Source organism: Amycolatopsis sp. Poz14 (assembly GCF_006704225.1).
Lineage (GTDB): Bacteria > Actinomycetota > Actinomycetes > Mycobacteriales > Pseudonocardiaceae > Amycolatopsis > Amycolatopsis nivea.
In genome coordinates, this window is record NZ_JACLHD010000001.1 from 4,062,504 (window position 1) to 4,084,900 (window position 22,397).

Consider the following 22,397-nt stretch of genomic DNA (forward strand, 5'->3'; position numbering starts at 1 on the left):
ACATTGTCCCGATTCCCCGAGGTGACGAGCCGTGAAGTTTCCGTGGAAGTCGAGAAAAGCGGCCGGTGCGCTGGCCGCCCTGACCGTCGCGAGCGCCGCGGCGGCCGCCACGCTGGCCGGGGCCGGGCTGTCGCAAGCCGCGCCGGCCAGCCTGACCCTGAACTACACCTGCCCGTTCCCGCTCATCGGCGACCAGGTGCTCGCGGTGAAGATCGACACCAACCTGCCGGACAACGCGGTCGCGGGTTCGGCGTCCACGCCGATCAAGTTCGACGTGGACGTCACCGTCCCGGAGACCGCGACCGAAGGCCTCGCACTGGTCGGCGCGACGACCCTCGACGGTTCGGCGAAGGCGGCGGCCCAGCTCAAGTATCCCGTCGACAAGACGCTGAACCTCGGCCTCCCGCTCACGATCCCCTCGACGCCGGTGCCGCCGTCCGGCGCGTTCCACGTCAAGACCAGCGGCCAGGCCCCGGCCGTGACGTTCCCCAGCGCGGGCACCGCGTCGGTGACCGTCGGGAACTTCAGCACGACGATGACCCCGCGCACCGCGTCCGGCCAGCCCACCGACCTCGGCACGTTCACCTCGGACTGCGTCGTCGTCCCCGGCCAGAACCAGCAGCTGGGCACCTTCGAGATCAAGCCCGGCGGCGGCACGACGACGCCGACCTCCCCGACTTCCTCGACCTCCTCGACCGTGCCGACCTCGTCCACCGAGCCGACCCAGCCCACCTCACCGACCTCGCCAACGTCGTCCACCGAGCCCACTCAGCCGACGTCTCCGACCGAGCCCACGTCAACGCAGCCGACTTCGCCCACCCAGCCGACGTCGTCCACTGAACCGACGCAGCCCACTTCCTCGACGCAGCCGACGTCCTCCACGGAACCGACGCAGCCCACGTCCCCGACTCAACCAACGTCATCCACCGAGCCGACGCAACCCACCTCGCCCACCTCACCGACGTCGTCGACCGAGCCGACCCAGCCCACGTCCTCGGCCCAACCGACCTCGCCGACCTCCTCCACCGAACCAACCCAGCCGACTTCCCCGACCCATCCGACGTCCCCGACCCAATCCACGGAACCGACCACCCAGCCGACCCAGCCCACCACCACGCCGCCGGGCAGCACCTCATTCACCTACTCGCTCCGCGGCAAAACCACGCTCAAGCAACTGCACGCCACCCTGCCGCTCGGCCCCGGCAAGCTCGAAGCGAAACTCGACGCGGCCGCGGGCACGTTCGACGCCCGGTTCGCGCTGCCCGCGTCGGACGTGCACTTCCGGCTGTTCGGCTTCCTCCCCGCCTCCGCGACGGTCAAGCTGAGCCAGGCAGGCGCGATCGACGGCACCCTCGCCAACGGGACGGCCAAGGCGAACGCGAAGGTGGACGTCCGGCTCGCCAAAGTGCGCCTGCTCGGCTTCCCGGTCATGACCTCGAACTCCTGCCGCACGAAAACTCCGGCTCAAGTCCCGCTCGCGTCGGCGTCCGGGTTCGACCCCGCCGCGGGCGGCAAGCTGACCGCGACCTACGCCATTCCGGCATTCACCGGCTGCGGTTTCCTGACCGGCCTGATCACCGATCTCGCCTCCGGCCCGGGCAACAAACTGGACGTGACGCTCACCCGGAAGTGAATTCGTCCCGCGAAAACGCCGACCGGCGTGACAAGAACGCGAAAATCCTTGTGCGGCAACGAGAATCGGCATTAGCTTCGGAAAGGATCGCCTTCGATGAGGAAGTCCGAATGTCTGCGCTGACCCGGTTCTCGCTGCCGCTGGTGCTGGTGCTGGCCGCGTTCTCGCTGGGCTCCGCGCAAGCCGCGCCCGGCGACAACGCGCCAGCACCGGAGCCCGCCGCCGTCAATTTCCCCGTCGGGTTCTATGTCGGAGATGCACAGCAGCCCACCACCAGCCACGTCGCGAAGCTGGGTTCGGACATCAGCTTTCCGCAGGGCCGGTTCGACGGCGCCCTGCTCGGCCTCAGCGGCCGCGTGCCGCTGACCGGCAAGCTCAGCATTCCCGTGACCGAAAGCTATTTCGTCGCCTTCCGCTTCATGCCCGCCACCGGCACGGTCGAGCTCGTCCCGGACGGCGACGTCACCGGCACCACCCAGGTGCTGACCGGCAAGGACACCAACTGCAAGCAGACGGGGACCAACCTCTGCGCCGATTCCGAGGTCACCGCGAAGGTGTTCGTGAAGCTGTCGAACGTCAAAGTGGACGGCAAGCCGCTCGACGTCGGCCCGGACTGCCGCACCGCGCAGCCTGCCGAGGTGACCCTGAAAGCCTTGCTGCCGCTGGCTTTCCCCGCGCCGCCGGCGAAGGTGACGACCACCTTCACGACGCCGCCGTTCGCCGGCTGCGTCGGCCATGAGGACTACAGCCGCCTGTTCACCGGGCTGGTTTCCGGACCGGGCAACACTTTGACGACCGATCTGGTGCTCCGCTGCGTCGGCAGCTCAGGCCCGAACGGGTGCGGGACGGCGCCGTGACGACCCTGCTGACCCAGCTCCCGCAGCGGGCGGCGAGCGGCCTGCGCGAGTTCGGCCGGATGTGCGCGATGGGGCTGGACATCATCCTCGCGATGGTCCGCCGTCCCTACCAGGTCCGGGAATTCGTCCAGCAGTTCTGGTTCATCGCCAGCGTGTCCATTTCGCCGGCGATCCTCGTCTCCATCCCGTTCGGCGCGGTGATCTCGCTGCAGCTCGGCTCGCTCACCAGCCAGATCGGCGCGCAGCAGTTCAACGGCGCGGCGAGCGTGCTGGCCGTCGTGCAGCAGGCCAGCCCGATCGTCACGACGCTGATCATCTCCGGCGCGGGCGGCAGCGCGATCTGCGCCGACCTCGGCGCGCGCACCATCCGCGAGGAGATCGACGCGATGGAGGTGCTCGGCGTTTCGGTGATCCAGCGCCTGGTCGTGCCGCGCGTGCAGGCGGCGGTCCTCGCGTGCGTCCTGCTCAACGGCCTGGTCAGCGTGGTCGGCGTGCTCGGCGGCTACTTCTTCAACGTCATCGTCCAGGGCGGCACCCCTGGGGCCTATCTGGCCAGCTTCAACGCGCTCGCGCAGCTGTCCGATCTCGTTGCCAGCTCGGTGAAAGCGGTCATCTTCGGCTTCCTCGCCGGGGTGGTGGCGTCCTACCGCGGCCTGAACCCGAGGGGCGGGCCGAAGGGCGTCGGCGACGTCGTCAACCAGTCGGTCGTCATCACGTTCCTGCTGCTGTTCTTCGTCAACACCGTGCTGACCGCCCTGTACCTGCAACTCGTTCCGGCGAAGGGAACCTGAGTGGTCAACCTCAGCAAGCCCGGCGACAAGCTGTTCGACCTCGGCGACCAGCTGCTGTTCTACGTCCGCGCGCTCGCGGCCGTCCCGCTCGCGGTGACCCGCTACTCCCGCGAGGTCGTGCGGCTGCTGGCCGAGGTGACGTTCGGCAGCGGCGCGCTCGCGGTGATCGGCGGCACGATCGGCGTGATGGTCGGGCTGTGCGTGTTCACCGGCGTCACGGTGGGGCTGCAGGGATTCAGCGCGCTCAACCAGATCAACATCTCGGCGATGACGGGCTTCCTGACCGCGTACTTCAACACCCGGGAGATCGCGCCGCTCGTCGCCGGGCTCGCGCTTTCGTCCACGGTGGGCAGCGGGTTCACCGCCCAGCTCGGCGCGATGCGGATCTCCGAGGAGATCGACGCGCTCGAGGTGATGGCCGTGCGGAGCATGCCCTACCTGGTGACGACACGGATCGTCGCCGGGTTCGTCGCGATCATCCCGCTGTACGTCATCGGTTTGCTGATCTCCTACCTCGGCTCCCGGCTGACCACGGTCGTCTTCTTCGGACAGTCCGGCGGCACCTACGACCATTACTTCACGCTGTTCCTGCCGCCGGGCGACGTGTTGTGGTCCTTCGGAAAAGTGCTGGTCTTCAGCGTCGGCGTGATCCTCACGCACTGTTTCTACGGTTACCGCGCGAGCGGCGGACCGGCCGGCGTCGGGGTCGCGGTGGGCCGGGCCGTGCGGACGTCCATCGTGCTGATCAGCGTGCTCGACCTGTTCCTCTCGCTCGCGATCTGGGGCGCGACCACCACGGTCAAGGTGTCCGGATGAACCGGGCGGCCACGCAGCTGGCCGGGGTCGCGTTCCTCGGCGTGCTCGCCCTGCTCGGGTACCTCGCGGTGGCGATCTACGACAAGGATTTCGACGACTCGGTGCTGGTCACGCTGGAGGCGGACCGGGTCGGCAGCCAGCTCGCGCCGACGGCCGAGGTGAAGGTCAAGGGGGTGCCTTTCGGCGAGGTCCGGGCGGTGCGCAGCACGCCGTCCGGAGCCGAGATCGACTTGGCCCTCGACCCGGCGAAGATCGGGCAGCTGCCGGGCAACGTCTCCGCGCGGCTGCTGCCGAAGACGGTGTTCGGCGAGCGGTACGTCAACCTCGTGCTGCCCGCTCACCCGGTCGGCGCGCTGCGTGCGGGCGACGTCATCACACAAGACCGCTCGGCCAACGCGATCGAGCTGGAGCGCGTGCTCGGCGATCTGCTGCCGCTGCTGCGGGCGGTCCAGCCGGAGAAGCTGAACAGCTCGCTCGGCGCGATCTCGCTCGCCCTCGACAACCGCGGGAAACCGCTCGGCGACAGCATCGTGCAGTTGCAGGACCTGCTGGCCAAGCTGAACCCGTTGCTGCCGCAGTTCAAGGCGGACATCACCGGACTCGCCGACGCCGCCGACGTCTATACCGGCGCGGTGCCGGACATCCTCCAGGCCTTGAGCGATTTGTCGACTACCGCGAAGACCATTGTGGACACTCGCGCCGACCTGGGCAGTCTCTACTCGAGCGTGACCGGGGCCGCCGGGAACCTGAACGATTTCCTGCGGAAGAACGCGGACAACCTCATCGGGGTGTCCGCCGCGAGCCGTCCGTCGCTGGAGCTGCTGTCGCGGTACTCGCCCGAGTTCCCGTGCCTGTTCGACGCCGTCAACCGGCTCAAGCCGCTGATGGAGAAAGCGCTCGGCAAGGGAACGAACGAACCGGGCCTGCACGTGACGCTGACCGTGCAGGACCCGCGCGACAAGTACGTGCCCGGCCGCGACAGTCCGCGCTACGACGCGACTGGCGGCCCGAAGTGCTACGGCGGCGGCGCGGCCCCGGGAGGCGATCTCGGCCCGGCGAACTCGCCGGGGGAGCGGCAGCTGGTCGCCGAACTTTTACGGCCCTCGCTGGGGGAAGTGCCGGATTGGAGCAGTGTCCTCATCGGACCGGCACTGCGCGGAACGGAGGTGACTGTCCGATGAGGAGCGTCGCGGGACCTGCGTTCAAGGGGTTGCTTTTCTTTGTCGTCACCGTGTGCGCCACCGCGGTGCTGGCGATCACGATCGCGAACTCGGGCGTCGGCACGACGGTCGGTTACACCGCCCGCTTCACCGACGCGACTTCGGTCAACCCCGGCGACGAGGTCCGGATGGCCGGCGTGCGGATCGGCCAGGTCGACGAGGTGCGCGTGGTCGAGCACCGGCTCGCCGACGTCACCTTCTCCGTCGACCGGACCCACCGGCTCACCGCCGCGGCCTCGGTCGTGATCCGCTACCGCAACCTGGTCGGGCAGCGCTATCTCTCGGTCGACCCCGGTGCCGCCGAAACAGCCCCGGTGCTCGGCGACGGCGCGCTGATCCCGCCGGACAAGACGAAACCGGCGCTTGATCTGACCACGTTGTTCAACGGCTTCAAACCGCTTTTCCAAGCCCTGTCGCCAAAAGACGTCAACCAGCTGTCCTTCGAGATCATCCAGGTCCTGCAAGGCGAGGGCAGCACGATCGAAAGCCTGCTGCAGCACACGGCGTCGCTGACGTCCACTTTGGCCGGAAAGGACGCGGTCATCGGCAAGGTGATCGGCAACCTCAACACGCTCCTCGACACCGTGAACGCGCAGGGCGACCAGTTCGACGCCCTCGTGGACACGACAGCACAACTCGTCACCGGTCTGGCCGCGGACGCGAAACCGATCGGCCAGGCCATCGGCGGCCTCGGCGAACTCACGACCTCCACCGCCGGGCTGCTGCAGGACGGCCGCCAGCCGCTCAAGGACAGCATTTCCGCGCTCGGCGACCTGTCCAAGAACCTCGCCGACAACACCCCGGTGTTCGAGCAGTTCCTCGCCAACCTGCCGAAGAAACTCGACCGCATCGGCACGATCTTCTCCTACGGCTCGTGGGCGAACTTCTACCTCTGCTCCGTGCAGACTGACGCGAAGCCCGCGCCGGGCGGGCCGATGCCTGGCATTCCGGTGACCGCTGCGAGGTGCCGGTGAAACCGCCGCGGATCAAGCCGTTCCGGCTGCGCAACCCCATCGCTGTCGGTGCGGTGACCGCGCTGGTCATGGCGCTGATCGGCACCGCGACCTTCTTCTCCGACGACCTGCCGATCATCGGCGGCGGCACGACCTACAAGGCGGAGTTCCGCGAGGCCGCCGGGCTCCGGCCGAACGACGAGGTCCGGGTCGCCGGGGTGAAGGTCGGCGAGGTCACCGAGGTCGGGCTGGCGGGCGACCACGTCGAGGTGCTGTTCCGGGTCAAGGACGCCTGGGTGGGCAACCGGACGACTGCGGCGATCAAGATCAAGACGTTGCTGGGCCAGAAGAACCTCGTGCTCGACCCGGTCGGCGACGGCGAGCTGAACCCGGACCAGCCGATCCCGGTCGAGCGCACGAGTTCGCCGTACGACGTCACCGCGGTTTTCAACGACCTGGCCGGAACCGTCGGGGCCATCGACACCGGCCAGCTCGCACAGGCGTTCCGCACGCTGTCGGAGACGCTCGGCGCGTCGGCGCCCAGCGACGTCCGGACCGCGTTCAACGGGATCGCGGCCCTGTCCCAAGCGCTCGCGTCCCGCGACGACGAGCTGGTGAAGCTGTTCCAGAACACCAACAAGGTCTCGAAGACGCTCGGCGAGCGCTCCGGTCAGATCCAGGCCCTCATCCGCGACGGCACCACGTTGCTCAAGGAACTGAACGACCGCAAGGACGCGATCGCGAAGCTGTTCAGCGGCGTCAAGAACCTGTCGATCCAGCTGCGCGGACTGGTCGCGGAGAACCAGAAAACCCTGGGTCCCGCACTCGACCAGCTCGACCGCGTCGCGACCGTGCTCCAGCGGAACCAGGGGCGGCTCGAGGACAGCCTCCGCCTCGCTGGCCCGTTCTACCGGCTGCTCGGCAACGCCGTCGGCAACGGCCGCTGGATCGACACCTATCTCTGCGGCCTCGTCCCGAACGGCGCCGCACCGGGCAGCTGCCTGCCACCGAAGAACGGGGGACGCTGATGGCGCACCAGCTCATCGACCTGGGAGCCCACGCGCGACGGCGGGCCCGGCTGCGCGCGCTCGCGTTCGGCGTGGTGTGCGCGCTCCTGGTCACGGCGGGATGGCAGCTAGCGACCGCGCCGCGCGAGCGCACCGTGACCGCGTATTTCAGCGCCGCCGTCGGCATCTACCCGAACTCGGACGTCCGTGTCCTCGGAGTCGCCATCGGCTCGGTGTCCCAAGTGGAGCCGAACGGCACCGACGTCAAAGTGACCATGACGCTCAAGCCGGACGTGCGGCTGCCCGCGAACGCCGGCGCGGTCGTCATCACGCCCAGCCTGGTCGCCGACCGGTACGTGCAGCTCACGCCCGTCTTCACCGGCGGGCCCGAGCTGCCCGACGGCGCGTCGATCCCGCGCGAGCGCACCGCGACGCCGGTCGAGGTCGACGATCTGCTGCGCAGCCTCAACCAGCTGATGGCGGCGCTCGGCCCGCAGGGCGCGAACAAGGACGGCGCGGTCAGCGACGTCCTCACGAAGTCGGCCGCGTACCTCGACGGCAACGGCGCGACGATCGGGCAGGCGATCAAGAATCTCGGCGAATTCGCCCGCGCGGCAAGCGATTCCAAGGACGACCTGTTCAGCTCGGTGGACAACATCAGCAAGTTCACCGCGATGCTCGCCGCGAACGACGGCCAGGTGAAACAGGCCATCGCGCAGATCTCGTCGCTCAGCAAGGTCCTCGCCGACCAGCGCGACCAGTTCTCCGGCGCGCTGACCGAACTGACCCAGGCACTCGGCGTCGTGCAGGGATTCATCAAGGACAACCGGGGCAAGGTGCAGTCCGATGTGGACAAACTGGCCGGGGTCACGAAGGTGCTGGTGAACCAGAAGGACTCGCTCGCCGAGGCGCTGAGCGCCGCCCCGAACGCGCTGACCAACCTGCTCGGAGCCTACGACCCGGACGCCGGCGTCATCGACGGCCGCGGCAACCTCCTCGAATTCCCGGAGACGAAATGAAATCCCTGGCGAAGGCCGCGGCGGTGCTGACGCTGGTCCTGGTCACCACCGGATGCGGGACGGGGGTGAGCGTGTACGACCTCCCGCTGCCCGGCGGCGCCGCGCTCGGCGACCACCCGATCCACGTCACCGCGAGCTTCGCCGACGTGCTGGACCTCGTGCCGCAGTCCGGCGTCAAGGTCAACGACGTGCCGGTCGGCCAGGTCACCAAGGTGCGGCTCGCGCCGGACGGGCACAGCGCGATCGTGGACCTGGTGCTCAACGGCGACGTCGACCTGCCCGCCAATGCCGTCGCGCGGCTGCGGCAGGCCAGCATCCTCGGCGAGAAGTTCGTCGAGCTGGCCCCGCCGCCCGACGCGACCCCGGCAGGCAGGCTGGTGGACCGGGCGGTCATCCCGCTCGACCGCTCCACGCTGACCCCGCAGATCGAGGAGGTCTTCGGCGCGCTTTCCCTGTTGCTCAACGGCGGCGGCGTGGCGCAGGTCCAGAACATCAGCCACCAGCTCAACGCGGCGCTCGGCGGCAAGGAAACCGCGGCCCGCAGCCTGCTGTCCAGTTTGGACAGGCTGGTGAAGGGGCTCGACGAACAACGCGGCGAGATCACCCGGGCGATCGAGAGCGTCAACCGGCTCGCCGAAACGCTGAACGCGCACACCGACCAGATCACCACGACGCTCAACGGCCTGACGCCGGGCATCAGCGTGCTCAACCAGCAGCGGGAGGCGCTGGTCGGGATGCTCAAATCGCTCGACGGGCTGACCTCGGTCGCCGTCACCACGGTCAACCGCAGCAAGGACGACCTGGTCGCCGATCTGCAGGCTCTCGCGCCGCTGCTGCGGCGGCTGGCCGATTCCGGGGACAAGCTGCCGAAGGCGATGGAGATGATCTTCACCTTCCCATTCCCGGACGCCGCGCTGGACGCGATCCGCGGCGACTACCTCAACGGCTTCCTGAAGACAGGCCACTGATGCTGACCCGGTTCGTGCGCGTCCAGGTGACGCTGTTCGTCGTCATCGCCGTTGTCGGCGTCGCCTACGTCGGGGCCACTTATGCCGGTCTGGACAAGGTGTTCTTCGGCCGCGGCTACACCGCGAAGGCGCAATTCCCCACCGGCGGCGGCATTTTCACCAACGCCGAGGTCACGTATCGGGGAGTGCCGATCGGCCGCGTCGGGCAGCTCCGGCTCACGTCCGCCGGAATGGAAGCGGATCTCGAGATCGATTCCGGCACCGCATCCGTCCCCGCCGACACCGAGGCCGTAGTCGCCGATCGGTCGGCGGTCGGCGAGCAGTACGTCGACCTGCGCCCACGCACCGCTGGCGGGCCGATGCTGCACGACGGTTCGGTGATCACCCAGGACAACACGAAGATCCCGCTTCCGGTGGACACCGTGCTGTCTACTGTGGACTCTTTCGCGTCGTCGGTGCCCAAGCCCGCCCTGCGCACCGTCGTCGACGAGCTGTACAACGCGACGTCCGGCGCCGGTCCCGCGCTGGACCAGCTGGTCGGCCGCGGCATCGAATTCGTGCAAGCCGCGAGCGCGCACGTCGCGCCCCTGACCCAGCTCGTCACCGACGCACACACCGTGCTGGACACCCAAGCGCAGCAGGCGGACGCGATCCGCAGCTTCGGCGCCAATGCCAAACTGCTCGCGTCGACCTTGAAGCAATACGACGGGGACCTCCGCAAGCTCATTCCGGCAGTGCCCGCCGCGGCGAACGAGGTCGGTTCGCTGATCCGCGACTCCGGTCCGCAGCTCGGGGTGCTGCTCGCGAACCTGCTCACCACCGCGGACGTCCTCGAATCCCGGCAAAGCGGGATCCGGCAGCTGCTGATCACCGCGCCGCGGGCAGTCGGCGCGGCCAGCGCGGTCGTCCGGCCGGACGGGGCGCATTTCGGACTGTCGCTGTCGTTCTTCGACCCGCCGCCGTGCACGACGGGATACACGACGCCGTACCGCGACGGTCTCGACACCTCGACCAGGCCGCTGAACACGGCCGCACGCTGCGCGCTGCCGAAGGGCGACCCGACGAACGTGCGCGGCTCGCAAAACGCACCGGGAGGACAGCCGTGAGGATTTTCGCGTCGCTGGCCCAGATCGCCGCGGTCCTCGCGACCGCGGCGGCCGGCTGGACCGGGTACACCTGGTGGCAAGCCGCGCACGACGACGGCGTCGCGCGCGCGGTCGTCCGGGAGGATGCCTTGCAAGCCGGGCGTTCCGCGATCGCCGGACTGACCACTTTGGACTACCGGCAGGCGGCGGCCGGATACCAGCACTGGCTGGACGTGTCCGGCGGCGCCCTGCACGACGAGCTGGCGCAAGACCGCCAAGGCAGCCTCGACCGGATCGCCCAGGCGAAAACCGTCACCACCGGGAAGGTGACCGATGCCGCGGTGACCGAAGTGGACACTGGCGCGGGCACGGCGAAGCTGATCACCTCCGTGGAACTGGTCGTGACGCCCGCCGGTCAGGAGGCGGTGACCAAACGGTCCCGGTTCCAGGCCGAGCTGACCCGCGCTCCGGACGGATGGCGGGTCACCGCGCTAGGCCAAGTCCCGGCAGGGGAGGCACCGTGACCACGCGAACGAAGAAGCGGACCGTGAAAGTAGCCGGACGCCACGGTGATCCGGCACCGGAACCGGACGACACCGTCGAAGAGCCAGCGGCACCGGTCGGGGAGCCGGCCGCGCCGCCGCGGAAACGCCGAACACCACTGGTTTTCGCGGCTGTCGCGGTCGTGATGGCCGCGCTGGCGGTCTGGTTCACCGTCGAGGCGCGCGACACGAACGCGGTGGTGGCACACAACACCGCGCTGTCCGACGTGTCGGGCACCGCGGACGCGGGCAAACAGATCAGCGCCGCGCTCGGCACGCTTTTCTCCTACCGCTACGACGATCCGGCCCGCAACGACCGGGCGGCCAAGGACCTGCTGACCGGGGCCGCGCTCACCCAGTACACCCGGTTGTTCGGCCAGGTCCGCCAGCTCGCCGCCGAACAGAAGCTTGTCGTGACCTCGACCGCCGTCGCGTCCGGGGTGAAGCTCCTGGACGGCGATCGCGCGGCCCTGCTGGTGTTCCTCGACCAGACCGGCACGCGCGGCGACGGGCAGCGCAGCACCGGGGCCGCGCAGCTGAGCGTCACCGCCGAGCGGATCGACGGGAAGTGGCGGATCACCGGGATGTCCGCCGCCTGAACGCTCCGGCAAAGTGCGTGAGGGGAACCCTGCGGGAATCTGATTCCGTCAGGGTTCCCCTCACGCATCTCCGCGCCGGGGCAGCGTTCAGACCAGGGTCGCGCGGAGGGCGAGGATCAGCTCGAAACGGTCGTCCGGGTCCCACAACCGGCCCTCGAACATCGTCTCCAGCTCCTGGGCGCGTGCGCGCACGGTCTGCGGATGGATCGCGAGCCGGTCCGCCACCTCGCGGACGTTCCCGCGCGTCTCCAGCCAGGCCAGCAACGTCCTGGCCAACCGGCTGTACTGCTTCGCCGTCAAGGCGGCCAGCGGAGCCAGCCGGCGGCGGGAGACATTCGCCGGGAGCAATGGATCCTTGTGCAGCAACAGGGTTGAGAGATGATCCGCGCACCAGGTCAGCGGCTCGTCCGGGAGCACGTTGGCGGCGACCAGCTGCAACGCCTCCCGCGCCGCCGTCAGCGAGCGGCCCGCGCGGTGCGGGGGCACCGGCGGGCCGACCGCCGCCCGATGTCCCGACAAGGCGGCGGTGAGCGGGCCTCGTTCCTCGGGTATCGCCAGCAACAACCGCGGCGCCGCGTCTTCGAGGTCTTCGAGAGCGTCGAGCCCGACGACGTCGGCCGGTCCGTCGAAAGCGACCGCGACCAACCGCCCTGGCAACGGCCACGCCGCGTCCGAGGCGGCTTCCTCGAGGATCTGGATCGGGGTCGGCGGGTCGGAGAGCAGCAGATCCAGCAGCCGGCGCCGGCGGCGTTCCCGCGCGCCCGTCGCCCGGGCCCGAGCGGCGGCGTGTCCTTCCACCGACAACGCCGACAGCTCGTCGATGTAGGCGAAAATCGCTTCGGCCAGCAGGCACAACGTCGCCGACGGCACCCCGGCCCGGGTGCCGACCTCGGCCATCCGCCGCCAGGTCACGCGCGCGCCGACCCGGTACGCCGCTTGCAGGACGTCGAGGTTGCGGCCCTGCTCGAACTCGTGCACGCCCAGCGCGACGAACACCCTCCGGCGGTCGTCGGCCACCGCGCCCGCCGCCGCGATCCGGTCGACGAACTGCAGGAGCGCCGTCTGCACCCCGCCGCGCAGCGCTTTGCCGAACGGGCCTTCGAGGGGTTGCGCGTAGCCGGGCACGGTGCGCTGGATTTCGCGCAGCACCTCGTCGGCGACGTCCAGCAGCCGAGGCCGGAAAACGGCGGCCAGTTCGCGGGGGAGCATCGCCCACAGCCGCCCCGGCCGTCCGTCTCCGCTCAGCATCGGTCCGAAGGCTGTCTCGCCGGACAGTCCTGTCACATGCCTCACCACTTCGCTGGGATGACGCGGTTCAGGAGCCGAGCAGCGCTTCCGCGCGCAGGGCGATCTCCAGGTCGAGCCGGTCGTCGGCGTTGTCGAGCCGCGCGCCGAACAGTTCGGTGAGCTGGTGCATGCGGTACCGGACGGTCTGCGGATGCACCTTGAGGATCTTCGCGATCTCGGGCGCGCTGCCCCGGGACTGCAGCCAGATCAGCAGGGTCTCGCCGAGCCGCGCGCGCTGTTTCGGCGTGAGGTCCCGGAACGGCTCCAGGCTGCGCTCGCACAGTTCGCGAACCAGGAATTCGTCGGCGAGAAGCCACAGCGTCGAGAGGTGGTCCGCGCAGTGCGTGACCGGCGCGTCCGGCAGCACGCCGCGCTGGACCAGCCGCAGCGTCCGGCGCGCCCAGAGCAGCGACCGGGGCGCGTCGGCGAGCCGGACGGCGGGGCCGAGCACCGCGCGCCAGCCGGGCAGCCGCTCGGCGAGGTCGGCCAGATGCTCGTCCGGGGCTCCGGTGACCAGGCACGGTTCGGCGCCTTCGAAGTCGACGAGGACGTCCGGATGGAGGTCGGGGGTGGCGAGGCGATGCTGCCCGGAACGCGGTTCGAGGGCGACGACAGTGACCTCTTCCGGGAGCGCCCACTGCGCGGCGGCGGCCTGCGCGGCGATGGTCTGCGGCGCGGACGGCGGATCGGCGAGCAGCAGGTCGAGCAGCCGGCGCCGGCGGCGGGCCAGATTCCCGGCCGCGCGGGTCTGCGCCGCCGTGTAGCCCTCGATCGACAGCGCGGAGATCTCGTCGACGTAGGCGAAGATCGCTTCCGCGCTGGTGCAGAGCGTTTCCGCGGGGAGCCCGGCGGTCTGCCCGAACTCCGAGAGGTGCCGCCACGCCACCCGCCCGCCGACCCGGTAAGCGGTCTGCAGGCAGTCGAGGCTGCGGCCCTCGGCGAACTCGATCTTGCCCAGGTCGCGGAAGACCGCCGACCAGGCGGCGGCGGGAGCGGCCGCGGGCTTGCCGACGCTGTCGAGGCACTGCACGATCGCCTGCCGCACGCCCTGGGTGATGACGTGCCCGAAGGCGCCTTCGATCGGCTGCCGGTACTCCGGCACCGCCAGCTGGACCTCGCGCAGGATGGCCGTCGCCAGCGGATCGACCCGCGGCGTGAAGCGGACCGCCAGCTCGCGGGGGAGCGACGCCCACAGCCCGAGCGCGCTGGAAGCCCGGACCGGCCGGGTTTCCGCGGGGCTCCGAGGGGCGGGCGGGACCGGCCCGGAACGCGGGCGGGCGGAAGGTCCGGCGGTGCGTTCGCCGGGGTGCGGCCGGTAGCCCAGCGGTGCGGGACGGACGAACCCGGAGTCCACGTCGGTCATGTTTTTATCCTTGCTGGCAACAAAACCGGCCTCTTCGCGGTCGAAGCCGATCCAGATTTTGCGGCACAGGCAACATAATTTCCCCGGAACGGCACTGTCAACGGGCCGGTGACCGCCGGGTCCGTCGCCCGTCCGGACTACACCCGAACGGGTGGAAACACCTGGGTGGAGGTGATACCTCCGGACGCGGCGAATGCTATCCGGATGACAATTTTCCGGCGGGCGTTTTCGCGTCCCCGACCGAGGCGGCGAGCCGGGTGGCCACGTCGTCGGCGGTGAGCCGCGCGGGCTCGGTGTCGGCAAGGAACTCGTTGAGCAGCAGGCAAAACCCGTCGGGGTCGGCCACGTGTGGAAAGTGTTTCGCGTTTTCCTGGACGACGAGCCTGCTGTGCGGCAGGAGTTCGGCGGTCCGCCGCCCGTGCGCGACCGGGATGAGCGGGTCGCGCGCGCCCCAGACCAGCAGCATCGGCACCGATTCGGCCAGGTACAGCTTCTCCGCGGCGCTCGCGCGCTGGCCGCGCAGGTCGATCAGGCTGCCCGCGATGGACAGGAACGCCCGCCGCCGCCCGGGATCGGCGACGGAGCCGAAATGCCGGGCCAGCTCTCGTGTTTCAGTTTTCAACGACCCGCCGAGCCGCCTGCCGAGCCGCGCCGCCTCGCGGGCGAGCGCGAGCGTCGCCGGGTTGACGGCCAGCGCGAGGAAGGCGGCCGCGCCGGGCAACGCGGCGGCCCGGAGCGCCGGGCTCACCTCGGTGCCGAGCCCGGCGCTGCCGACCAGGACCAGCCGGTCGCACATTTCCGGGAATTGGTAGGAGAACTGCATCGCGATGCCGCCGCCCAGCGAATGCCCGACGACGGTCGCGTGCCGGACGCCGGACACCGCGAGCACGTCCCGCACGATGCTCGCCATCGCGCCGAGCCCGTAGTCCGCGCGGGGTGCGTCCGAATCGCCGTGTCCGGGCAGATCCAGTGCCAGCACGCGGCGGTCGAAGGTGGCGCGGCGGTCGAAAACGGGGGTCCAGGTCGCCATGCTGCCCGCGATTCCGTGCAGCAGCACGACTGCTTCGTCGCCGGTGCCGGTCGCGGGCCGGTATTCGCGCAGCCGGACCCGTCGGCCGTGGAGGACGAGGGTGTACGTCTGGAGTGTCATCGGCAGCCTTTCTCGCGAATCCGAAATTAGGGCAGCCGCTCGCTTTCCCCGCTGTGGCAAACGCCACTTTCCGGGAATTCGGGACGCGCGTGACAGTAAAAGAAACGAAAAAACGTTCGCGGGTGCGGATTTTCCGGGACCGCCGAACGGCTTGTCGACATCGCGGCGGGGTCCGGGTCATCCTCGACGCATGGTCGCAATGACGCACCGGACGCGCTGATGTCGTGCCGCGCGAGGATTCATTTCGCCCGCCAGGAGCACCGGCCGCCCTCGCCGCGGCCGCTCGGGAGACCGTGGCGGCGGGTGCTGCCAATGCCCGCGAGCAGGCTGGAACGGGGCACCGGCCGGGGAATGCCCCGGATGACGACCGCGCGGCTGCTCCGCCTGTTCCGGCGCAACCGGCGGCGCGGCCCTGGGGGCGCGCCACGCTTCGCTGAGGTCCGTGAAGGACTCCTTGCCGGACTCAGATTCCCTCAAGGAGCCCTTCACGGACGTTCGCGGCACCGGACTGCGCCCGTGGACCGGTCGCCGGTTAGTTGTCCGTCGGATGGTGCGCGCGCATGAGGCGTTGGGCGCGCGGGGCGAGTTGCATGCCGAGCCGGTCGCCGACAAGGAGTCCTTCACGGACGTTCGCGGCATCGGACCGCGCGCGTGGACCGGTCGCGGGTTAGTTGTCCGTCGGACGGTGCGCGCGCATGAGGCGCTGGGCGCGCAGGGCGAGTTGCATGCCGAGCCGGTCGTCGGCGTCCTTGAGCCGGTCGCCGAACAGCTCCTCCAGTTGCCGCAGCCGGTTGCGGACCGTCTGCGGGTGCACGCCGAGGCGCTGCGCGATCTCCGGCGCCCCGCCCCGGGTTTCCAGCCAGGCCAGCAGGGTTTCGCTCAGCCGGTCGCGCTGCTTGGCGCTCAGCGAGGCGAACGGGTCGAGGCTCTGCCGGGCCAGTTCGGCGGCCAGGAAGTCCTCGGCGAGCAGCCAGAGCGTGGCCAGATGGTCGCGGCACCAGATGACCGGCCCGGGAGTCTCCGGTCCGGACAGCTGCAGTGCCCGGCGCGCGGTGCGCAACGCGGCTGGCGCGTCGGCCAGCGGCACGGTCGGCGACACCGCGGCCCGCCAGCCGCCGGGCATCGCCGCAAGCGGGGCCAGGTCGGCGTCCGGATCGACGGCGAGCAGATGCGGCTCCGGGCCGTCGAGGTCGGCGAGCACGCCGCCGCCGAGCAGTTCGGCCGGGAAGTCGCCGGCCTCGGGACCGCGCTCGAGGGCGACCATCGCGGCCGTTTCGGGCAGCGGCCAGCCCGCCCCGTTCGCCAGTTCGGCGATGCTGCTCGCCGCGCCTTCCGGGGCCTGGACGATCAGCTCCAGCAGCCGTCGCCGCCGGGCGGGCACGGCGCCCTCGGCGTCCGTTTGGGCCTGCTGGTAGCCGGCGATCGCGGTGGCGCACAGCTCGTCGACGTAGGCGAAGATCGCTTCCGCGCCGACCGAGATCACCGCCGGATCGACGCCCGCGGCGACCACCGCGGGGTGCATCGCCCGCCAAGCGACCCTGGCCCCGATCGTCGCGGTGTCCTGCAGCGCGTCGAGGTTGCGGCCCTCGCTGAACTCCATCGCGCCGCGGGCGCGGTAGAACGCGATCCACTGCTCGTGCGGCAGGTCCGGCGCGCCCATCGAGTCCACGCAGTGCAGCACCGCGTACTCGACGCTGCGGACCAGCACCTTCCCGAAAACCCCCTTGAGCGGCTGGCCGTAGGCCGGGACCGCGCGCTGGGTCTCCTGGATCATCGCGGCGGCGGCGTGCGCCGCGTGCGGGCGCAGGCACGCGCCGAGCGCGCGCGGCAGCGAGGCCAGCAGTGCGAAGCTGCGGTACTCGACCACGAATCCCCCTTCGAGGCGCTGGGACGGAGGGAGGTGAGCGTAGCTGAAAACGTGCGTCACTAAAAATGAACGATCGGCGCCCGAAAGAGCGACGCGAACCTGTCCTTTTGACACGGACGAGTGCGCGTTCTACGCTCCGTGCCGGCTGGTGCCGGTTATTCCTGAAACTTCAATTTCCGAGTGAGGGATTAAATCGCCATGCGCAGTTCCGCCGCTTCCGACGGCTCGGTGTGGGCACGGATCCCGCGCCGGCTGGGCGACGCGGTGCGCCCGCGGATCCCGGAGATCGCCCGGGCGTGCGTCGACGCCGTCGCCGCCGAGATCCCGGAATATTCCGGTTGCTTCGGCCGCGAACCCGGGCGGGGCGCCGCGATCGAGCAGACCCGGCGAGGGATCGAGCGGGACATCGACCGCGTGGGCGCTCCCGCGATGTGGCAGAGCGACCGGCTCGCCGATTTCCGCGCGCACGGGCGGACGGCGTTCCACGAGGGGCTCAGCCGGGAGTCGGTGCAGGCCGCGGTGCGCGTCGCGAGCCGGGTCATGTGGCGCTGGATCGCCGAAATAGCCCAGGAAACCGGCCTGTCCGGCGACGTCGTCTACGGGATGGCCGAGGGCATGCTCGGCGACGTCGAGACGGCGATGACGGCGGTGGCGGAGGGTTACAGCGCGGCCGAAGCGGAGCTGTCCGGCGACGGCGAGCGGAACCGCCGCGTGCTCCGCGCGCTGCTCGGCGACCGGCAACGGACCGAAGAGGACAGTCCGGCCGGGCTGCCCGAGCGGGTCGCGGCGGTGGTGTTCCGCGCGGTCCCGGGAGCGCCCGGGCTTCCGCCGGACCTGCTGCCGGACCACGTCATCGCGGACCTGGCGGGCGATCCGCCCGCGGCGCTCACCGCCGCGCCGGACGCCGACCTGACGGGACTCGCCGGACTGCCCGCGGGCTGGACCGCGGCGGTCGGCCCGCTGGTGCCGTCCGGCTCGGCGGCCGAATCGTTCCGGGTCGCCCGCCGGGCGGCCGGCCTGGCCGCCCGGGGGCTGCTGGACGCGCCCGGCCCGGTGGTCTGGTGCCGCGACCACGTGCCCGCGCTGCTGCTGCTCGCCGACGAATTCCTGGCCGCGCAGCTGGCCGAGACGACGCTGGCCCCGCTCGCCGGGCTTCCGGAGAAACGGCGCGAGCACCTGGCGGAGACGCTGCTGGCGCTGGTCCGGACAAGAGGCAGCGCCCCGGAGCTCGCGCGGATGCTCGACCTGCACCCGCAAACGATCCGCGCGCGGCTGAAAACGCTCGCGGAATTGTTCGGGAACCGATTGACCGACCCCGGCGAGCGGCTCCGGCTCGAGCTGGCGTTGCTGGCGGAACGGGCGCTCCCGGACCAGGGGTGAGGAGAGCGCCCGCCTGCCGGGCGATATTTACGGAACTTTAGCGACCAGGTCGCCGTCGATCTCCTTCGGACGAGCCGGTCGTGGAAAGACCCACCGCCGGTAACCGAACCAGCGGAACGCCGTGCCCGCCGCCGTGCCCAGAATCATCCCCGCGACGAAGTCGGCGATTTCCTGCGCCAGATACCCGATATGCGGCTCTTCGAGACGAAGCACGTACCGCGATACCAGCAGCGGCACGAGATTCACCGCGACCGCACCGGCATTGACCGCGAAGAACAGCGTCGCCTCTCGCAGCCGTCCGTGGCCGCCTCTGTCCACGAACGACCATTGCCGGGACAGGAAGTACGCGAAGGCCGTCGACGCGACCGTCGCGATCGCCAGTGCGGTCACCGGTTTCTCTTGCAGCACAGTGAGTTTGAGGCTGTAGTCGACCAGCACGGTGACCCCGTAGGCGGCCGCTCCGACGACGGCGAAGCGAAACAGCGCGCGCGGCTCGGGCATGGATCAGCAGTTCGACGTGGCCGGCTTGCCGGCGATCCGGTCCTTGATGAAGGACAGGACGTCGGCGTTGCCGGTGTAGACCAGCGTGATGTGGTCGGTGTCGTAGGTCTTCCAGGTTTCCTGGACGCCGGCGGCGCAGTACGTCTTGTGCAGGGCGTCGGCCTGCGCGAACTGCACCAGCTGGTCGCCGGTGGCGTGATACAGGAACAACGGGGCCTTCGGCGGGGTGGAGCCGAGCTTGTTCTCGGCCAGCCGAGCCGCCCACGCGGGCTGGATGTAGCCGGGACTCGTGGTGTAGTCGGCGATCTTCTGATTCGCGTACGTCGTCAGCAGCTCGAACGTGCACGCACTCTGCGTCATCTCGGCGAGCTTCGCGCGGCCGTTGTCGCTGAGGAACGAATCGAGTTTCAGCTCCGGGTAGGCCTGGTCGAGGCCGAGCAGGGCGTAGGCGAAGACGCCGAAACCGAACTTGCCGTCGAGTTGCAGCGTCACCTGGACCAGGTCGGCGGGCACCCCGCCGGCGGCGATCCCGGCGAGATTCAACTCCGGCGCGTACGACGGTTGCAGTTCGCCCGCCCACACCGCCGCGCCGCCGCCCTGGGAGTAGCCGCGGAAGACCACCTTCGACGTGCTGGAGAGCCCGGCGGGCGCGAGCCGTTGTGCCGCGCGGACCGCGTCGATCACGGCCGGGCCTTCGGACCGCCCCACGACGTACGTCGTCTTGGGGGAGCTTTGGTAGCCCTCGTAATCCGGGACCGCGACGGCGTAGCCCGCGTCGAGCAGGTCGTCGAGGCCGGGTTGCTCGTAGAAAGCGCCCATGTCGATCATCTTCGACGGGGCGCAGGCGAAGGCCGGACCGTGCGTGCCGGGGGCGAACGCGACGACCGGCGCGCTGGCCCGGTCCGCGTTCTTCGGCACCAGCACGGTGCCGGTGACCGCGTCCGGCTTCCCGAGTGCGTTGGTGGACAAGTACATCACCTGCCAGGCATCGACAGACGCCTTGCGCGGCCCGGCCTTCGACGGCCGCCAGCGGATCACGTCGCCGGGTTTGCCCGCGGGCAGCGGGGAAGGCGGCGTGTAGAACGAGTCGTCGGGCGGGCCCGGGCTGGGCTCCGCCGCGGCGGCCGGGGCGGCCGGGGCGAGCGCCGCGGTGAGGACGAGCGCGACCAGCGCGGCGAGCGCGCGGCGGGCGGTCACGAACTCGTCCCGTAAACGCGCTTGCAGGTGGGGGATTCGGCGAAGGCGAGGTTCAGCTCGGGGTTCGCCTTGAGGTCCTTGATCGGCCCCTCCGGGTCGGTGAGCTGGCCCATCGTCGCGTCGGCGGCGGCGATCGCCTGGTGCAGGCTCGCCTGGTCGTCGACCTTCGCCTGCTCCATCGTGGCCTTCGTCGCGGCGATCTTGTTCGTGGTCTCGCTCAGGTTGGCGGCGGCTTTGTCCACTGCGGACTGTCCGTCCGGGACGGGCGGCACGCCCGCCGCGCGGAGACCGCTCGCCATGTCGCCGAGTGCCGAGCCCAGCCGGTCGAGGAAGGCGACCATCGCGTCCCGCGTCTTGCCGGGCGCGGCGCTGTCGGCGGCGGGCGGCTGCGAGAGCTTCGCCGAGCCCGCGGCCACGCTGGTGCACACCTTGTCGACCCACGCGAGCGCCGCGGGGTCGGCGTGCCGGCCGGTGTCGGCGGGCGCGGCCGAGGAGCAGGCGGCGCACGAGATGAGCACGGCGGCCGACGTCGCCAGCACCGCGCTGTGCATTCTGTTCATGGTTTTCGAGGCTACGCAGCACGGTCGCGGGCGGGCAAGAAAGGAATGCCCGATTGGCACGCGCGTAAACATTTCCGGATTCGGTTTTGTCACCCGCGTCAGCGCCCCGTTCGTGCGGCGGGCGCGGGGAAAGTCGCCTGCGCCTGCTAGGAAAACGGCCCGCACGGCGTGCCGGGATGACAATTTGCCGGACTGCCCGGGAGATTTACGCGCCAGCCCTTGATCGGCGCTCTCCTCGCTCGCTAGCTTGCTGACCGGTAGCGATTACCGTTTTACCGCTCCGCCTTTTCGTATCACTGTTGATACCCGGAAGGACCATCGTGAGTCACCCAAGAGGCAAGAAGAAGACGGTCGTGGCCGCCGCGGCCGCGGGCGCGGCGGGGCTCGTCGCCGCCGCGCTGGTGGTCGGGGCCCAGGCCAGTGCCGCCGACCCGATCTCGCTGACCCTGAACTACCACTGCACCTTCCCGCTGGTCGGATCGCAGTCGCTGAAAGTGGTGATCAACACCGATCTGCCGCCCGCGGTGAACGCCGGGCAGGCGACCGGGGCGTTCGACATCAAGGCCGTGTCCACGATCAACGCGGACACGGTCAGCGGGCTCGGCCTGATCGGGGCCACGACCCTGGAAGGCAGCGCGACCGCGAGCGCGAAGGTGGCCGCACCCGGCCTCGACCTCCCGGTCAGCGTCCCGATCGCGCTGGACAAGACGAACATCCCGCCGTCGGGCGAGATGAACATCAACGCGACCGGCAAGACGCCGTCGCTCACGTTCACCCAGCCCGGCCAGGCGAAGATCACCGTGGGCGACCTCGCGCTCAAGGTCACCCCGCGCAAGGCGGACGGCTCGGTCACCGGGATCACCCCGGACGGCACCATCAACGCGCCGTGCACCCAGGACCCGGGCCAGAACAACACCCTCGCCACGATCACCATCAACGGCGGCGGCGGGACCTCGACCCCGCCGCCGACCTCGGACACGCCGCCCCCGACGTCCGACACGCCGCCGCCGACCTCGGCCACCCCGCCGCCGACGTCGGACACGCCGCCGCCCGGGGGCACGAAGTTCGTGTTCGGCATCGACGGGAAGACCGCGCTGAAAGCGCTTGGCAGCACCGCGCCGATCAAGGGCGGTTTCGACGCCGACGTGGACATCGCGGCCAAGAAGTTCACCGGCTCGCTGAAGCTCGACGCGACCAAGACCGACTTCAAGCTGCTCGGGTTCCTGCCGGGCAGCGCGGACGTCAAGGTCGTGCAGAACGGCACGCAGAGCGGCGAACTGGTCGGCACCGGGTTCAAGGCGCACATCAAGTTCGACGTCTTCCTGCCCACGGTCAACCTGTTCGGCTTCCCGATCAGCACCGACCCGAAGTGCGGCACGGTCAGCCCGTCGACCAGCGAGATGAGCACCGGCGACGGTTTCGACCTGCTCAAGGGCGGGAAGCTGACCGGGACCTACGCGCTGTCGGCGTTCCAGAACTGCGGTTCGTTCAACGACTGGATCAGCGCGTTCGCCAAGAGCGACGGCAACACGCTCGACCTGAACCTCGCCCGCCAGTAATCCGATCTGCCGGTCCCCGCCGCGCCGCGGCGGGGACCGGTGC

General features: G+C 70.2%; 21 protein-coding genes. 14 read left to right on the forward strand and 7 right to left on the reverse strand.

What is annotated here, in order from left to right; translation table 11 throughout:
- The first annotated feature begins 31 nt into the window (after positions 1-31).
- The 12 genes from FKO37_RS19530 to FKO37_RS19585 all read left to right on the forward strand — a co-directional run bounded on the left by FKO37_RS19530 (position 32) and on the right by FKO37_RS19585 (position 11,490).
- A complete protein-coding gene (locus FKO37_RS19530; RefSeq protein ID WP_238605371.1) occupies positions 32-1,633 on the forward strand; it encodes a DUF6801 domain-containing protein in 1,602 nt (533 codons plus the stop codon).
- A gap of 110 nt (positions 1,634-1,743) precedes the next feature.
- Entirely contained in the window at positions 1,744-2,490 is a 747-nt protein-coding gene (locus FKO37_RS19535; protein ID WP_238605372.1) for a hypothetical protein, read from the forward strand.
- On the forward strand, positions 2,487-3,281 hold the full coding sequence (locus tag FKO37_RS19540) for an ABC transporter permease (RefSeq protein WP_238605373.1): 795 nt from the start codon (positions 2,487-2,489) through the stop codon (positions 3,279-3,281). The genes FKO37_RS19535 and FKO37_RS19540 overlap by 4 nt, the downstream gene beginning before the upstream one ends.
- Entirely contained in the window at positions 3,282-4,097 is an 816-nt protein-coding gene (locus tag FKO37_RS19545) for an ABC transporter permease (protein WP_134666823.1), read from the forward strand. It abuts the gene before it with no gap.
- Positions 4,094-5,278 carry an MCE family protein gene (locus FKO37_RS19550; protein WP_238605374.1) on the forward strand — a complete coding sequence of 395 codons (1,185 nt, stop codon included), beginning with the start codon at positions 4,094-4,096 and terminating at the stop codon, positions 5,276-5,278. Before FKO37_RS19545 ends, FKO37_RS19550 begins: the two co-directional genes overlap by 4 nt.
- A complete protein-coding gene (locus tag FKO37_RS19555) occupies positions 5,275-6,291 on the forward strand; it encodes an MCE family protein (RefSeq protein ID WP_238605375.1) in 1,017 nt (338 codons plus the stop codon). The genes FKO37_RS19550 and FKO37_RS19555 overlap by 4 nt, the downstream gene beginning before the upstream one ends.
- Complete coding sequence (locus tag FKO37_RS19560; RefSeq protein ID WP_238605376.1) at positions 6,288-7,298, forward strand: MCE family protein; 1,011 nt, start codon at positions 6,288-6,290, stop codon at positions 7,296-7,298. The genes FKO37_RS19555 and FKO37_RS19560 overlap by 4 nt, the downstream gene beginning before the upstream one ends.
- Positions 7,298-8,296, forward strand: coding sequence for an MCE family protein (locus FKO37_RS19565; RefSeq protein ID WP_238605377.1), 999 nt, complete (start codon positions 7,298-7,300; stop codon positions 8,294-8,296). Before FKO37_RS19560 ends, FKO37_RS19565 begins: the two co-directional genes overlap by 1 nt.
- Positions 8,293-9,264 carry an MCE family protein gene (locus tag FKO37_RS19570; RefSeq protein WP_238605378.1) on the forward strand — a complete coding sequence of 324 codons (972 nt, stop codon included), beginning with the start codon at positions 8,293-8,295 and terminating at the stop codon, positions 9,262-9,264. The genes FKO37_RS19565 and FKO37_RS19570 overlap by 4 nt, the downstream gene beginning before the upstream one ends.
- A complete protein-coding gene (locus FKO37_RS19575; RefSeq protein WP_238605379.1) occupies positions 9,264-10,370 on the forward strand; it encodes an MlaD family protein in 1,107 nt (368 codons plus the stop codon). Before FKO37_RS19570 ends, FKO37_RS19575 begins: the two co-directional genes overlap by 1 nt.
- Positions 10,367-10,873: a hypothetical protein gene (locus FKO37_RS19580; RefSeq protein WP_134730685.1), complete on the forward strand. Its 507-nt coding sequence runs from the start codon at positions 10,367-10,369 to the stop codon at positions 10,871-10,873. Before FKO37_RS19575 ends, FKO37_RS19580 begins: the two co-directional genes overlap by 4 nt.
- The gene (locus tag FKO37_RS19585) at positions 10,870-11,490 is read left to right on the forward strand and encodes a hypothetical protein (protein WP_238605380.1); all 621 of its coding nucleotides are present in this window, start codon (positions 10,870-10,872) and stop codon (positions 11,488-11,490) included. Before FKO37_RS19580 ends, FKO37_RS19585 begins: the two co-directional genes overlap by 4 nt.
- Positions 11,491-11,577: 87 nt before the next feature.
- Here the strand turns inward: FKO37_RS19585 and FKO37_RS19590 are convergent, their stop codons facing one another.
- From FKO37_RS19590 to FKO37_RS19605, 4 genes are all read right to left on the reverse strand, one after another.
- Complete coding sequence (locus FKO37_RS19590) at positions 11,578-12,738, reverse strand: helix-turn-helix domain-containing protein (RefSeq protein WP_238605381.1); 1,161 nt, start codon at positions 12,736-12,738, stop codon at positions 11,578-11,580.
- 67 nt (positions 12,739-12,805) lie between these two features.
- The gene (locus FKO37_RS19595; protein ID WP_134666805.1) at positions 12,806-14,140 is read right to left on the reverse strand and encodes a helix-turn-helix domain-containing protein; all 1,335 of its coding nucleotides are present in this window, start codon (positions 14,138-14,140) and stop codon (positions 12,806-12,808) included.
- 196 nt (positions 14,141-14,336) lie between these two features.
- Positions 14,337-15,290, reverse strand: coding sequence for an alpha/beta fold hydrolase (locus FKO37_RS19600; RefSeq protein WP_238605382.1), 954 nt, complete (start codon positions 15,288-15,290; stop codon positions 14,337-14,339).
- Positions 15,291-15,957: 667 nt separating this feature from the next.
- Entirely contained in the window at positions 15,958-17,157 is a 1,200-nt protein-coding gene (locus tag FKO37_RS19605; protein WP_134666801.1) for a CdaR family transcriptional regulator, read from the reverse strand.
- A 198-nt stretch (positions 17,158-17,355) separates the two neighbouring features.
- Here FKO37_RS19605 and FKO37_RS19610 point away from each other — a divergent pair, with 198 nt between their 5' ends.
- Entirely contained in the window at positions 17,356-18,537 is a 1,182-nt protein-coding gene (locus tag FKO37_RS19610; protein ID WP_238605383.1) for a helix-turn-helix domain-containing protein, read from the forward strand.
- Between the two features lie 27 nt (positions 18,538-18,564).
- Here the strand turns inward: FKO37_RS19610 and FKO37_RS19615 are convergent, their stop codons facing one another.
- The 3 genes from FKO37_RS19615 to FKO37_RS19625 are packed head-to-tail and all read right to left on the reverse strand — an operon-like array spanning position 18,565 to position 20,795.
- The gene (locus tag FKO37_RS19615; RefSeq protein ID WP_238605384.1) at positions 18,565-19,038 is read right to left on the reverse strand and encodes a GtrA family protein; all 474 of its coding nucleotides are present in this window, start codon (positions 19,036-19,038) and stop codon (positions 18,565-18,567) included.
- A gap of 3 nt (positions 19,039-19,041) precedes the next feature.
- Positions 19,042-20,235 carry a lipase family protein gene (locus FKO37_RS19620; RefSeq protein WP_238605385.1) on the reverse strand — a complete coding sequence of 398 codons (1,194 nt, stop codon included), beginning with the start codon at positions 20,233-20,235 and terminating at the stop codon, positions 19,042-19,044.
- Positions 20,232-20,795: a hypothetical protein gene (locus FKO37_RS19625; protein ID WP_238605386.1), complete on the reverse strand. Its 564-nt coding sequence runs from the start codon at positions 20,793-20,795 to the stop codon at positions 20,232-20,234. Before FKO37_RS19625 ends, FKO37_RS19620 begins: the two co-directional genes overlap by 4 nt.
- Before the next feature lie 320 nt (positions 20,796-21,115).
- On the opposite strand from FKO37_RS19625, the gene FKO37_RS19630 reads away from it, so the two are divergent.
- Positions 21,116-22,354 (forward strand): DUF6801 domain-containing protein, encoded by a 1,239-nt coding sequence (locus FKO37_RS19630; RefSeq protein ID WP_134730669.1) that lies wholly within the window; start codon positions 21,116-21,118, stop codon positions 22,352-22,354.
- The last annotated feature ends 43 nt before the right edge of the window (positions 22,355-22,397 follow it).

Coding starts and splice junctions, on each gene's coding strand:
- FKO37_RS19535 (WP_238605372.1), top strand. CDS start 1,744: ATGTCTGCGCTGACCCGGTTCTCGCTGCCGCTGGTGCTGGTGCTGGCC.
- FKO37_RS19550 (WP_238605374.1), top strand. CDS start 4,094: ATGAACCGGGCGGCCACGCAGCTGGCCGGGGTCGCGTTCCTCGGCGTG.
- FKO37_RS19555 (WP_238605375.1), top strand. CDS start 5,275: ATGAGGAGCGTCGCGGGACCTGCGTTCAAGGGGTTGCTTTTCTTTGTC.
- FKO37_RS19565 (WP_238605377.1), top strand. CDS start 7,298: ATGGCGCACCAGCTCATCGACCTGGGAGCCCACGCGCGACGGCGGGCC.
- FKO37_RS19570 (WP_238605378.1), top strand. CDS start 8,293: ATGAAATCCCTGGCGAAGGCCGCGGCGGTGCTGACGCTGGTCCTGGTC.
- FKO37_RS19575 (WP_238605379.1), top strand. CDS start 9,264: ATGCTGACCCGGTTCGTGCGCGTCCAGGTGACGCTGTTCGTCGTCATC.
- FKO37_RS19590 (WP_238605381.1), bottom strand. CDS start 12,738: ATGCTGAGCGGAGACGGACGGCCGGGGCGGCTGTGGGCGATGCTCCCC.
- FKO37_RS19595 (WP_134666805.1), bottom strand. CDS start 14,140: ATGACCGACGTGGACTCCGGGTTCGTCCGTCCCGCACCGCTGGGCTAC.
- FKO37_RS19600 (WP_238605382.1), bottom strand. CDS start 15,290: ATGACACTCCAGACGTACACCCTCGTCCTCCACGGCCGACGGGTCCGG.
- FKO37_RS19610 (WP_238605383.1), top strand. CDS start 17,356: ATGCGCAGTTCCGCCGCTTCCGACGGCTCGGTGTGGGCACGGATCCCG.
- FKO37_RS19615 (WP_238605384.1), bottom strand. CDS start 19,038: ATGCCCGAGCCGCGCGCGCTGTTTCGCTTCGCCGTCGTCGGAGCGGCC.
- FKO37_RS19625 (WP_238605386.1), bottom strand. CDS start 20,795: ATGAACAGAATGCACAGCGCGGTGCTGGCGACGTCGGCCGCCGTGCTC.